The organism is Bacillus sp. EB106-07-01-XG149, from assembly GCF_058791555.1.
In genome coordinates this window covers 949691-960851 of the sequence record NZ_JBYTDP010000002.1, presented here as the reverse complement: position 1 = coordinate 960851, position 11161 = coordinate 949691, and the positions used below count along the sequence as shown (strand labels likewise).

The following is an 11161-nucleotide window of genomic DNA, read 5'->3' as shown; positions in this document are numbered from 1 at the left end:
AGTGGTAGAACCACAAGTGGAAGAGAAACCAATGCAACAAGTGGCAGTGGAACCACAAGTAGAAGAGAAACCAATGCAACAAGTAGTGGTAGAATCAAAAGTGGAAGAGAAACCAATGCAGCAAGAGGTAGTAAAACCACAAGTGGAAGAGAAACCAATGCAGCAAGTAGTGGCAGAGCAAGTACACAAGCCAATTTCAAGTACGGAAGTACAAGAGAAAGCATATGTTGTAAATCAAAGAGAGAACGATATGCGAAATGTATTGCAAACACCACCGACATATGCAATTCCGCCATTAACATTGTTGTCAATTCCGCAGCAGGCAGCGTTAGATAATACGGAATGGTTGGATGAACAGAAAGAATTATTAGATACAACATTTAATAATTTCCACGTTGGTGCACATGTTATTAACGTATCGCAAGGTCCAGCGGTAACTCGTTTTGAAGTACAGCCAGACCCAGGTGTGAAAGTAAATAAAATTACAAACTTAAGTGATGATATTAAACTGAGTTTAGCAGCGAAAGATATTCGTATTGAAGCACCGATTCCAGGGAAGAGTGCGATTGGAATCGAAGTTCCAAATAAAGAAAGTAAGCCAGTATTCCTTCGTGAAATTTTACGAAGTCCTGTGTTTACAAAGAGTGAATCACCGCTTACAGTTGCGCTAGGACTTGATATTTCAGGCGATCCAATTGTAACGGATATTCGAAAAATGCCACATGGACTTATTGCGGGTGCAACGGGTTCTGGTAAAAGTGTGTGCATTAACGCAATTTTAACGAGTATTTTATATAAAGCGAAACCGCATGAAGTGAAGTTAATGTTAATCGATCCGAAGATGGTTGAGCTTGCACCATACAATTCTGTTCCACATCTTGTAGCACCTGTTATTACGGATGTAAAAGCAGCGACAGCGGCTTTAAAGTGGGCAGTTGAAGAAATGGAGCGTCGTTATGAATTGTTTGCGCACGCGGGTGCTCGTGATTTAACTCGTTATAATACGATTGTAAGTGGGCGAGAAATTCCAGGAGAGACATTACCTTATATCGTTATTGTCATTGACGAGTTAGCCGACTTAATGATGGTTGCTCCTGGTGATGTTGAGGAAGCGATTTGTCGTATTGCACAAAAAGCTCGTGCTTGTGGTATTCACTTATTAGTTGCGACGCAGAGACCATCTGTAGACGTTATTACAGGTTTAATTAAATCAAACATTCCAACGCGTATTGCGTTTACAGTATCATCCCAAGTTGATTCGCGTACGATTATCGATATTGGGGGCGCGGAGAAATTACTTGGTCGTGGTGATATGTTATTCTTAGGAAACGGTACGTCTAAACCGGTTCGTGTACAAGGTGTATATGTATCGGATGATGAGATTGAGAAAACAGTTGATCATGTGAGAAAGCAAATGAAGCCGAACTACTTATTTAAGCAAGAGGATTTATTAGCGAAAACAGAACAAGCTGAGTCGGAAGACGAATTGTTCTTTGATGCATGTCAATTTGTTGTAGAACAAGGGGGAGCGTCCACATCTTCTGTACAGCGAAAATTCCGCATCGGTTATAATCGCGCGGCACGTCTCATTGAAGAGATGGAATCGCAAGGGATTATTTCTGAAGGAAGAGGAACGAAACCGAGAGATGTCCTTATTTCTGAGGATGAATTCGCTGCTATGCAGGAAACAAATGTATAGGAAACGGTTTTGCTGTATACTAATAGAAAATGTTGGATAGTAAAGTAGGGAGTAAAGCGACATGAAAGAAATTGAATTAAAATTAAAAGGTGAAATAAATAGACTAACAAATAGAACATTTAAATTTGACGAACGTGTTGGAGAAGGTTGGTTCTCTGCCGTTTACTTTTTAAAGACTAGAGAAATCATTGAAGAATTTCGCCCGAAAAGTGTTGTGACGATGCAATTTTTCCAAAAGGAAAATGCAGTTCTTTGCGGAACAGATGAAGTGATTGCATTGCTACAAACATTCGCAAAAAATCCTGAGGAACTTGAAATTAACTCTTTAAAAGATGGCGATAATATTAGTCCGTTTGAAACAGTGTTAACAATTCATGGTCCTTATGAAAATTTCGGATTTTTAGAAGGTGTCATTGATGGGATTTTAGCCCGTCGTACATCAGTTGCGACAAACGTATATAACGTTGTCCAAGCTGCACGTAGTGTAGATAAAGAAAAACCAGTTATTTTCATGGGAGATCGTGACGATCATTATACGCAACAAGCTGGTGACGGTTATGCAGCATACATCGGAGGTATGAGCGCACAAGCGACGCATGCGATGAATGAATGGTGGGGCAGAAGTGGTATGGGGACAATGCCTCACGCATTAATTCAAATGTTTAATGGTGATGTTGTGGAAGCGGCAAAAGCATATCATAAGAAATTCCCAGAAGATGAATTAGTTGTATTAATTGATTACAACAATGATGTCATTACAGATGCACTTCGCGTAGCGCGTGAATTTGGATCAACATTAAAAGGTGTACGTGTAGATACGTCGCGCACGATGATTGATCAATACTTCATTCGCCACCCAGAAGTACTTGGAACATTCGATCCACGTGGTGTAAACCCATCGCTTGTATTCGCACTTCGTAAAGCACTTGATGAAGAAGGATTCCAGCATGTAGACATCGTTGTAACTGGTGGATTTGATGAGAAGCGTATTCGTGAATTTGAAGCTCAAAACGTACCTGTTGATATATACGGAGTAGGAAGTAGCTTATTAAAAATGAATATTGGCTTTACTGGTGATAACGTAGAATTAAATGGAAAACCAGAAGCGAAAGCTGGTCGTAAATATCGTCCAAACCCACGTCTAGAGCGTGTTCAATTAGAAAAAAGAGAAGATATGTAAAAGAGAGAAAAACTGATAGGTGATTGACCCTATCAGTTTTTCTGTTATCATAGTATAGCGGCTTCTTTTTTGCTATAATGGATTTGTTATGGACATAAAAAAGAAGTACGTACGAGTTTATCCTGATAAGTGAAGGGAAAGAATAACTTCACTACATCAAAAATGTATGATGATTACCAAAATAAGAAAAGATTCATATACTGTCTTATAGATAGGCCGTTGTATTAGTTCGAAATGTTGGAGGTTCTTTAAGATGACAGTTTACCATTTTGTAGGAATTAAAGGAACAGGAATGAGTTCATTAGCTCAAATTCTTCATGACATGAAGCATACTGTTCAAGGGTCTGATTATGAAAAGCGTTTCTTTACACAAACAGCGTTGGAAAAGCGTAATATCTCGATCCTTCCTTTTGATAAAAATAATGTAAAAGAAGGACAAGTGATTATTGCAGGAAATGCATTTCCTGATACGCATGAAGAAATCGTAGCAGCAAAAGAATTAAACATCCCGGTACATCGTTACCATCACTTCTTAGGTGACCTTATGAACCAATACACAAGTGTTGCTGTAACTGGTGCACATGGAAAAACATCAACAACTGGCTTGTTAGCCCATGTAATGCAAGGTGCACACCCTACATCTTACCTTATTGGAGATGGAACAGGGCATGGGGTAGAAAATAGTAAGTATTTTGTATTTGAAGCTTGTGAGTATCGTCGTCATTTCTTGTCTTACAATCCAGACTATGCGATTATGACAAACATTGATTTTGATCATCCAGATTATTTCTCAGATATCAATGATGTATTCAATGCATTCCAAGAGATGGCATTGCAAGTGAAAAAAGGCATTATTGCATGTGGAGATGATGAAGAACTTCAAAAAATTCAAGCGAAAGTACCTGTTATTTTCTATGGATTTGGAGAAGATAATGATTTCCAAGCACGTAACATTCAAAAGAGAACAGATGGTACTATTTTCGATGTATTCGTTCGTAATACGTACTATGACACGTTCAAAATTACAGGATACGGCAATCACAGCGTATTAAATGCATTAGCAGTAATCGCGCTTTGCCATTATGAAAACGTTGATGTAGAAGCAGTTAAGCATCAGCTAACAACTTTTGAAGGCGTAAAACGTCGCTTTAATGAAAAGCCAATGGGAGAGCAAGTTATTATCGATGACTACGCACACCATCCGACAGAAATTAATGCAACGATTGAAGCAGCTCGTCAAAAACATCCAGAGCGTGAAGTTGTCGCTGTATTCCAGCCACATACATTCTCACGTACAGAAAAATTCTTAGATGAGTTCGCTGAAAGTCTAAGCAAAGCTGACCAAGTATACTTATGTGATATTTTCGGATCAGCACGCGAAAACAAAGGTGAATTAACAATCGAAGATCTGCAAAAGCGTATTGACGGTGCAGAACTAATTACAGATACAACAACGGATGTATTAAAGAAACATAAAAACGGCGTTCTAATTTTCATGGGCGCAGGCGACATCCAAAAATTCGAAGCGGCTTACGTAAAAGAAGTTCAAGTTGCAGAGAAGTAAGAAAAAAGACGCATAGCGGTGGCTGTGCGTCTTTTTTGTTGTGTTCGATATATTTTAAAAAGCGTTGATATGTTGGTATTGTTTATTTTTTTTGTATAGTTGTTTTAACAAAACGATATAAATTGAACTAAAAAGTACATATCCGATTAAATAATAGAATGAAAACATATCGAATTGTTTTGTTATCATAATTCGAATAGCGAAAAAGCTGAATGGGAGAGCAATTAGCAGTCTTGAACTGATGAAAATAATTGTTTTAAAGTATTTTAATAAATCTATATTCCAATGGTTTTCTCTAAAGATAAACCAAATGTTGCTTGCAATAAAGGCTAGTAAAAATGGTAAATTAGCAGAAAAATTTATAAAACCGAGTACAATAGGCACTGATAAAGCGCCGAGTGGACCGATAGATAGGCCGGAATAATATTTAATAAATGTATTTGTAGATTGCTGTGCATCTTGAATAACATCTGTATATTCTCCTGCAATTTCCTTTGCTGATTCTTTTGGAGGAAGAAATTCTTCAATCACTTGTGAAGGAATGCTCGCTAATGGTATCCCTTCACTTTCTTTACATAATGCATTTTCATATAAATCCGATTTGATCTCTAACACATGTTGTTCTCTTGCTGACGTAGGTAAGTTCATTAAACCTTTATGAAGATCGTGTAAGAAAGAAGTAATGAGTTCATTTGAAAAGAATTGTTCTTTGTTCATTTTTTATCCTCTCCTTTAGCTAGTAACATTAGAGCATGATACACTGCATCATAATCATGTAAGCGACTATTTAAAATTTCTCTCCCTTCGTCTGTAATTCGATAGTATTTTCTTTTTGGCCCATCACCGGACTCTTCCCAATAGGAAACAGCCCAATTGTTTTTCGTGATTCGATTTAATATAGGGTAAATCGAACCGTTCGGGATATGAAACACAGGGATATTTTGTAAGGCACTTGTAATTTCGTATCCGTACATAGGCTGTTTACTTATTAAAGACAAAATAGCGAGATCAAAAACACCTTTACGTAATTGAATTATAAAATTATCATTTTTTTCCATACTTTAACTATATATGATTCATATCTAGATATCAATCATATATAGTTGTTGTTCTTATATCAAATCGAAAAAAGTGTGAATATTTAACATTTTGCATCTATAAGTGTTAGAATAATAAGAAAACTAAAAGGGGCTAAAAAGCATGTTCACACTTCGAGTAGATGACGAAATCGAATTACAGTTATTAGAGAAGCATCATAAAGAGGAACTATATCAATTAATAGACCAAAACCGTAATCATTTACGAAGATGGCTTCCTTGGGTAGATGGGATGAAATCTGCTGGTGCGTATGATGAAATTTGTCCGATGTGGTTAAAGAAGTTTGCAGAGGGTGACGGTTTTGAAAGTGGCATACGTTATAAAGGAAAGCTAGTTGGGATGGTGGGCATTCATCCAGTAAGTTGGGGGAAGAAAGCGGCAAGTCTCGGATATTATCTTGCAGAAGATGCTGGTGGGACAGGTATTATGACGCGTAGCGTAAAGGCTGTACTTCACTATGCATTTGAGAATTTAAAATTAAATAAAATAGAAATTAGATGCGGTGTTGAAAACGAGAAAAGCCGAGCTATTCCAGAGCGTTTAGGTTTTAAGTTAGATGGTATTTTAAGAGATGAAGAATGGTTATATGATCATTTTCATGATATCGCTGTATATAGTTTATTAGCTTCAGAGTGGAAGGAGATCCGATGAACGAGAAGATACGCATTATTCCGTATGAAAGTACGTTTCAAGATAAAGTAGTAGATCTTATCGTTCATATTCAGCAAAAAGAGTACAATGTTCCCATTACGAAAGAAGAGCAGCCAGACTTACTTGAAATAGAAACGTTCTATCAAAGGGATTGTGGAAACTTTTGGATAGCAACTTATGATGATAAAGTAGTTGGAACAGTGGCCTTATTAGATATTGGCAACGATCAAGTAGCATTAAGAAAAATGTTCGTAAAAAAAGAGTTTCGCGGAAAAGATTGGGGTGCATCACATAAGTTGCTCCAAACGGCAATTTTGTGGGCTGAGAATAAAAAGCTGAAAGATATTTACTTAGGAACGACAGTGAAGTTTTTAGCAGCGCATCGCTTTTATGAAAAGAATAATTTCCAAAGTGTGAGTATAGACGAGTTGCCAAAAAGTTTTCCAGTGTTACAGGTAGATAAGAAATTCTATAGGTACATTGTTTGAAAAGGTCATTCAGAAATGGCCTTTTTTTATAATCAAAACGGAAAAATTGGTATAATTTAGGTTAGGGGGTGTAGGTATGGACTTTCCGATTCAAAGAAGTAAGTCAGTAGTAATTTTCGTTTGTCTCACGTTAGTTTTTATGTTCATATATCCACTTGTCATGATTATCTCAAATAAAGAGCAGTGGATGTCAGCGTTAATTGGAATGGGTTTATGCTTCCTTGTAAATGTGCCACTCGTTTGGGAAGTATTTATTAAAAAGCATAAAGTAGAAAATGGTGTATTAAAGTACGGCATTTTAAATGACGATATCGTATTGAAAGAGATAAGAATCATTCGTCAAGTTGGGAAATACCTTGAAATTACGACGAATGCATACAAAGTACATATGGTTGCGATACCGCAACAAATGGAGCGGTTTTTATCGCTTGTAGAAAAAGAGAATCCACATGTGAAAATAGAAATGGTAGGTAAAAAATGAAATATGTAAAACCTTTGTTTTGTTTAGAAATATTGCTTGTGCTTGCTATTTGCACTAGAGTATATATGAAATGGGATCTGCCCTTATATGAACCAATATTAATAGGTGCTATTGCAGTGGCGCTTTTATATTATTTTCATTTTTAACAAACAAAAAGCGAGAAAAGTAGTTTTATATAGTGCAGGAGGATTAGAGATGAAAAAAATCTGTATGTTGTTTATATTTCTGCTAACAGCATCCTTTCTTGTAATAGGGTGTAGTGCGAAGAAGGAAAAGGCTGATATGAACTTAGAAAAGGCACAAAAGGTTGAGATTGAATCACTTACGGATTCAAGTGATAAAAAAGTAATTACTGATAAGAAAGAAATTGAAAAGCTGTTTGAAGTCATGAAAATGGATAAGTGGGAAATGCAGTCGGCTCCATTAGATACTCCGCAAGGGAAAACATTTAAAATGTATCAAGAGGATACAAAAAAATTATCGGATTCGAGTAATGATAAAAAAGGGTTACATGAAATTGGTACTATGACAGTATATAAAGATGTCTCTTATGTCGAAGTTGAAATGAAAAATAAGAAAATGAGTTTTAAAGTGCCAGAAGATGTGGCGAAAGATTTATTACAATATTAATAAAAAGACGCTCGGAGAACATTCCGAGCGTTTTTCATTATTTTAAGTTCTCTGGGTTTAAAGCTTCTAATTCAGGTACAACGAAGCGTCCATCTTTACGGATTAGTACGTCGTCGAAGTAAATTTCGCCGCCGCCGTATTCAGGGCGCTGGATGCATACTAAATCCCAGTGAATATTCGAGTTGTTGCCGTTCCATGCATCGTCGTAAGCTTGTCCAGGAGTGAAGTGGAAGCTACCATCGATTTTTTCATCGAATAGGATATCTCCCATTGGATGTAAGATGTATGGGTTTACGCCGATTGCGAACTCACCAACGAAACGCGCGCCTTCGTCTGTATCGAAGATTTTGTTAATGCGCTCTGTATCGTTTGCAGTTGCTTCAACGATTTGACCGTTCTCAAATTTAAGTTGTACATTTTCAAATGTATAACCGTTGTAAGGAGATGGTGTATTGTATGAAACTGTACCGTTAACAGAATCGCGAACTGGTGCAGAATATACTTCACCGTCTGGAATGTTTAAATGACCTGAGCATTTAATAGCTGGAATGTTTTTAATAGAGAATGTTAAGTCAGTTCCAGGGCCAGTTAGGCGAACTTTATCTGTTTTATTCATTAATGTAACAAGGCTATCCATCGCCTTATCCATTTTACCGTAGTCTAAGTTACAAACTTCGAAGTAGAAGTCTTCGAAAGCTTCTGTGCTCATTTTAGCAAGCTGCGCCATAGATGCATTTGGATAGCGAAGAACAACCCAGCGCGTTTTCGGAACGCGGATGTCTCTATGAACTTTCTTACCAACTGTTTGACCGTGAATTTGCATTCTTTCACTTGGCACGTCAGCTTGTTCGTTAATGTTATCGCCAGAGCGAAGACCGATATAAGCGTCCATATCTTTCATTACACTTGCTTCATATGCAGCGATTTGTTCGAAATGTTCTTCAGTAGCACCCATTAATAAAGAGCGATCTACTTGATGATCTTTTAAAGAAACGAATGGGAAACCACCAGCTGCATATGCTTCTTTTACAAGTGCAGTTACAAGTCCTTTTTGTAAGCCAAAGTTTTCAATTAATACTTTTTCGCCTTTTTGTAAGCGAATAGAGTAGTTAATTAAATTGTATGCTAACTTTTCAATGCGTGGATCTTTCATATGTAAAGCCTCCCTACTAATTATGTATCCTCTCCTATTGTAACCTACTTAGTGGAATTTGTTGAATCATTTATGTTAAAGTTAACGAATAAGTATGAAAATTCTAATGAAAAGATAGGGATTAGAACGAAACGGAAAATGATTGTATAATAGGGGAAAGTATGAAAAAGATAAAGGAAGTGATGAAATGCAAGTTCTTTTATATGTAAGTGCGGCTATTATCGCGGTTGCTTTCGCTGTATTAGTAGTGTATGTATGCAGAACGTTGTTATCGGTTCAAAAGACGTTAGAAAACGTTGCAAGCACGTTAGAAGGTTTAGAAAAGCAAATGCAAGGGATTAGCGTAGAGACGGAGCAATTATTACATAAAACAAATGCGTTAGCTGATGACATTCAACAGAAGTCACAATCATTAAATAAAGTAGTATCGGGTGTAGATGGAATTGGAACGACAATCCATTCTTTAAATACGAAACTTCGTAATGTATCAGATTCTGTTACGGACGAAATTGAAAACAATGCAGATAAAGTAGCGCAAGTTGTACAGTGGAGTAGCGCAGCAATTGAAGTATACAATCATTATCGTGCGACAAGACAAGAGAAAAAGGTTGAAAAAGAAGAGCGTAAATTAGAAAGACTTGAGAAAAAAGCTGAAAAGAAAGAGAAGCGCTCTAGACTTCGTATGAGAGGTGAATCGTGATGAATATGACAAAAATTGAAGCAATTGAAGAGCTTGAAGTATTAGTAGAAAAAAACGAGCCGTATGTTCTTTTTAAACATAGTACGACATGCCCGATTAGTCACGGTGCATATACAGAATTTCAAGCGTATTGTAATGAAGAAAGAGCAGTACCAGCGTATTACTTATACGTACAAGATGCGAGAGATGTTTCGAATCTTGTTGCAGAACAGTACAGCGTTAAACATGAATCTCCGCAAGTGTTATACATAAAAGATGGGATGGTAGTATGGAATACGTCTCATTGGAACATTAAAAAAGACGCTTTAGAAGAGAATATTAAGTAAAAAGAAGCAAGCTAAAGGTGCTTGCTTCTTTTTTTTGTTTTTGTTGAAATATATTTAATGGTACACTGTTAATAGTTCAAATTAAATAACTAGATTGTTGAAAGTAGGTTTTAAGTAATGAAGAAAATGGCATTATCCTTCGCGGTCGTAAGTTTATTACTAGGAGCTTGTAGTAATAATACGATTAGTAAGAAGGATGAAGTTATACAGAAGGATACGAAAGAAAAAAGCATGATCCCGAGAACTGCTGTTTCGAAAGATTATTATAGAACTGTAATTCCTTTAAAAGAACAAAAGGTTATAAATACAGCTAATATAAAAACAAATTCTAAATTAGATTTAGCAGAGTATGAAAATGGTTTAATGAATATTGCAGCGCAGCAATTTGATACAGAAAATCATGTACTACAATTAAATCAGTATATTCCGGAGAAGTTAGTTGATGAACTAGTCGCAAAAGTAGAAGCGCCAGTTTTGACGAATATTATAGAACAAGACTATTTCGGAAAACAGAATTCAAACGAACTAAGTTTATCTGGTGTTATGATCGGTTTAGCTATGTCTTCAAGTGTATCGAATGAAGAAGCTATATCTAAGGGTACTGAAGTTGCCAAGCAACTTATTGAAGCGATTAATAAAAATGACAAGTATAATAAGTCTCCAATTACGTTTGCTATCTTTAAGCAAGAAAGTACAAGTTCTTTAAAAAATGGTACGTATATTGCTAGTGCTACTGTTCAAAAGAATGATACGAACCTTGGAAATTGGAGTACGATTGATGAACAAGCGTTTTCATATCCTTCTGATGAATTTAAACAAGCACATGGAGAAGATAATACAAAAATAACTGAATTTGCTAAGGCAATGAAAGATTTTTCTCCGGCAGATTTTATCCCAGTAAATGCTAAAGTTTCTTACAAGAAAAACCAGATGGATACATTAAATATGAATATCGTTATTAAATATAACGGTAAAACAGAATTAATGGCTCTTACCCAAATGGCTGCTCAAAGTATGTTAGAAAAATTACCTAAAGATGCGAAAGTACAATTGCAGATAAAGTCCGAGAGTAAAATCGAGGCAATTATTATAAAAGAGAAAAACAGCGAAAAACCGTTTGTTTCCTTCTTATAAAAAAAAGACAGTGTTTAAACTGTCTTTTTTTTATTGAAAATGGTGTTATGGCGGATA

General features: G+C 36.2%; 13 protein-coding genes. 10 read left to right on the top strand and 3 right to left on the bottom strand.

All coding sequences use genetic code 11. The features are described 5' to 3' along the window. From AC3WTA_RS11120 to murC, 3 genes are all read left to right on the top strand, one after another. On the top strand, window positions 1-1699 hold a 1699-nt coding region (locus AC3WTA_RS11120), incomplete at its 5' end, for a DNA translocase FtsK (protein ID WP_492332879.1). A gap of 61 nt (window positions 1700-1760) precedes the next feature. Next, window positions 1761-2879 carry a nicotinate phosphoribosyltransferase gene (locus AC3WTA_RS11115; protein ID WP_000658380.1) on the top strand — a complete coding sequence of 373 codons (1119 nt, stop codon included), beginning with the start codon at window positions 1761-1763 and terminating at the stop codon, window positions 2877-2879. A gap of 253 nt (window positions 2880-3132) precedes the next feature. Beyond that, a complete protein-coding gene (gene murC / locus AC3WTA_RS11110; RefSeq protein WP_000219461.1) occupies window positions 3133-4443 on the top strand; it encodes a UDP-N-acetylmuramate--L-alanine ligase in 1311 nt (436 codons plus the stop codon). Between the two features lie 54 nt (window positions 4444-4497). Here murC and AC3WTA_RS11105 read toward each other — a convergent pair whose 3' ends face one another. Then, window positions 4498-5160: a hypothetical protein gene (locus tag AC3WTA_RS11105; protein ID WP_001031386.1), complete on the bottom strand. Its 663-nt coding sequence runs from the start codon at window positions 5158-5160 to the stop codon at window positions 4498-4500. Then, on the bottom strand, window positions 5157-5501 hold the full coding sequence (locus AC3WTA_RS11100; RefSeq protein ID WP_000414144.1) for a PadR family transcriptional regulator: 345 nt from the start codon (window positions 5499-5501) through the stop codon (window positions 5157-5159). Before AC3WTA_RS11100 ends, AC3WTA_RS11105 begins: the two co-directional genes overlap by 4 nt. Before the next feature lie 142 nt (window positions 5502-5643). On the opposite strand from AC3WTA_RS11100, the gene AC3WTA_RS11095 reads away from it, so the two are divergent. The 4 genes from AC3WTA_RS11095 (at window position 5644) to AC3WTA_RS11080 (ending at window position 7791) form a co-directional block, all read left to right on the top strand. Beyond that, complete coding sequence (locus tag AC3WTA_RS11095) at window positions 5644-6192, top strand: GNAT family N-acetyltransferase (protein ID WP_000494657.1); 549 nt, start codon at window positions 5644-5646, stop codon at window positions 6190-6192. Then, a complete protein-coding gene (locus AC3WTA_RS11090) occupies window positions 6189-6680 on the top strand; it encodes a GNAT family N-acetyltransferase (protein WP_001003143.1) in 492 nt (163 codons plus the stop codon). Before AC3WTA_RS11095 ends, AC3WTA_RS11090 begins: the two co-directional genes overlap by 4 nt. 76 nt (window positions 6681-6756) lie before the next feature. Then, window positions 6757-7161, top strand: a complete 405-nt coding sequence (locus AC3WTA_RS11085) for a PH domain-containing protein (RefSeq protein WP_492332878.1) — start codon at window positions 6757-6759, stop codon at window positions 7159-7161. 195 nt (window positions 7162-7356) lie between these two features. Next, complete coding sequence (locus AC3WTA_RS11080; RefSeq protein WP_000717644.1) at window positions 7357-7791, top strand: hypothetical protein; 435 nt, start codon at window positions 7357-7359, stop codon at window positions 7789-7791. Between the two features lie 37 nt (window positions 7792-7828). On the opposite strand, the gene AC3WTA_RS11075 is transcribed toward AC3WTA_RS11080, so the two are convergent. After that, complete coding sequence (locus tag AC3WTA_RS11075) at window positions 7829-8944, bottom strand: aminopeptidase (protein ID WP_000654744.1); 1116 nt, start codon at window positions 8942-8944, stop codon at window positions 7829-7831. A 187-nt stretch (window positions 8945-9131) separates the two neighbouring features. Between AC3WTA_RS11075 and AC3WTA_RS11070 the strand changes: the two genes are divergently transcribed. From AC3WTA_RS11070 to AC3WTA_RS11060, 3 genes are all read left to right on the top strand, one after another. Further along, window positions 9132-9644 carry a DUF948 domain-containing protein gene (locus AC3WTA_RS11070; RefSeq protein ID WP_001197725.1) on the top strand — a complete coding sequence of 171 codons (513 nt, stop codon included), beginning with the start codon at window positions 9132-9134 and terminating at the stop codon, window positions 9642-9644. Next, window positions 9644-9970: a bacillithiol system redox-active protein YtxJ gene (gene ytxJ / locus AC3WTA_RS11065; protein WP_070169158.1), complete on the top strand. Its 327-nt coding sequence runs from the start codon at window positions 9644-9646 to the stop codon at window positions 9968-9970. The genes AC3WTA_RS11070 and ytxJ overlap by 1 nt, the downstream gene beginning before the upstream one ends. Window positions 9971-10087: 117 nt before the next feature. After that, complete coding sequence (locus tag AC3WTA_RS11060; protein ID WP_070169157.1) at window positions 10088-11104, top strand: CamS family sex pheromone protein; 1017 nt, start codon at window positions 10088-10090, stop codon at window positions 11102-11104. Window positions 11105-11161 lie beyond the last annotated feature (57 nt).

What these genes read in the sequence shown, in the direction of transcription:
- AC3WTA_RS11115 (WP_000658380.1), top strand. Translation starts at nt 1,761, where the DNA reads ATGAAAGAAATTGAATTAAAATTAAAAGGTGAAATAAATAGACTAACA.
- murC (WP_000219461.1), top strand. Translation starts at nt 3,133, where the DNA reads ATGACAGTTTACCATTTTGTAGGAATTAAAGGAACAGGAATGAGTTCA.
- AC3WTA_RS11105 (WP_001031386.1), bottom strand. Translation starts at nt 5,160, where the DNA reads ATGAACAAAGAACAATTCTTTTCAAATGAACTCATTACTTCTTTCTTA.
- AC3WTA_RS11100 (WP_000414144.1), bottom strand. Translation starts at nt 5,501, where the DNA reads ATGGAAAAAAATGATAATTTTATAATTCAATTACGTAAAGGTGTTTTT.
- AC3WTA_RS11095 (WP_000494657.1), top strand. Translation starts at nt 5,644, where the DNA reads ATGTTCACACTTCGAGTAGATGACGAAATCGAATTACAGTTATTAGAG.
- AC3WTA_RS11090 (WP_001003143.1), top strand. Translation starts at nt 6,189, where the DNA reads ATGAACGAGAAGATACGCATTATTCCGTATGAAAGTACGTTTCAAGAT.
- AC3WTA_RS11085 (WP_492332878.1), top strand. Translation starts at nt 6,757, where the DNA reads ATGGACTTTCCGATTCAAAGAAGTAAGTCAGTAGTAATTTTCGTTTGT.
- AC3WTA_RS11080 (WP_000717644.1), top strand. Translation starts at nt 7,357, where the DNA reads ATGAAAAAAATCTGTATGTTGTTTATATTTCTGCTAACAGCATCCTTT.
- AC3WTA_RS11075 (WP_000654744.1), bottom strand. Translation starts at nt 8,944, where the DNA reads ATGAAAGATCCACGCATTGAAAAGTTAGCATACAATTTAATTAACTAC.
- AC3WTA_RS11070 (WP_001197725.1), top strand. Translation starts at nt 9,132, where the DNA reads ATGCAAGTTCTTTTATATGTAAGTGCGGCTATTATCGCGGTTGCTTTC.
- ytxJ (WP_070169158.1), top strand. Translation starts at nt 9,644, where the DNA reads ATGAATATGACAAAAATTGAAGCAATTGAAGAGCTTGAAGTATTAGTA.
- AC3WTA_RS11060 (WP_070169157.1), top strand. Translation starts at nt 10,088, where the DNA reads ATGAAGAAAATGGCATTATCCTTCGCGGTCGTAAGTTTATTACTAGGA.